The organism is Nocardiopsis tropica, from assembly GCF_042660575.1.
Classification (GTDB): domain Bacteria; phylum Actinomycetota; class Actinomycetes; order Streptosporangiales; family Streptosporangiaceae; genus Nocardiopsis; species Nocardiopsis tropica.
On the sequence record NZ_JBHSUF010000073.1, the window covers coordinates 1 to 505 of the forward strand.

Genomic DNA, 505 nt, shown 5'->3' on the forward strand with positions numbered 1-505 from the left:
CTGGCGGGGTTGTAGGGGGTGAGGAACTCGTCGTTGTGGCGGCCGAACACCTCGGCCAGGTCCTTGTTCAACGACGGCGGCGCCGGCGGGGTGTCCCGGGGCGCGGGTGTGGTGCCCGGGGTGTCCTTGGGCGCGGGGGAGTCCGGCCCCCGGTCGGGGTTGACCGGGGGGTCGTCCTTGACCGGCCCGGCCGGGGGGTCGTCCTTGGGCCTGGCGGGGGGTCCGTCGGGGCCTCCGCCGCCGGGGGGTGGCGGGGTGTCGGTGTCGCGGTTGACGGGTGGCGGGTCGTCTTTGACCGGCCCCGAAGGCGGCCCGTCGGGGGGACCCGAGGGCGGCCCGGACGGGGGCCCGTCGGGGCTCTCGCGCACGGGCGGGCCGACCGGGGGCGGCCCGCCGGGCCCGTCGGGGCCGGTGCGGACCAGGGGTGGCGGGTCGGGCAGGAGTTTGAGGTCGGTGAGGCCTTTGCTGAACAGGTCGGACAGGTGTTTGCTGAAGAGCCCGTCCA

The 505-nt window shown here is 77.0% G+C and carries 1 pseudogene; it reads right to left on the minus strand.

The annotated features are described in order from the left end of the window. Nucleotides 1-505 (minus strand): annotated as a pseudogene (locus ACFQBR_RS33635) (hypothetical protein); the annotation flags it as partial.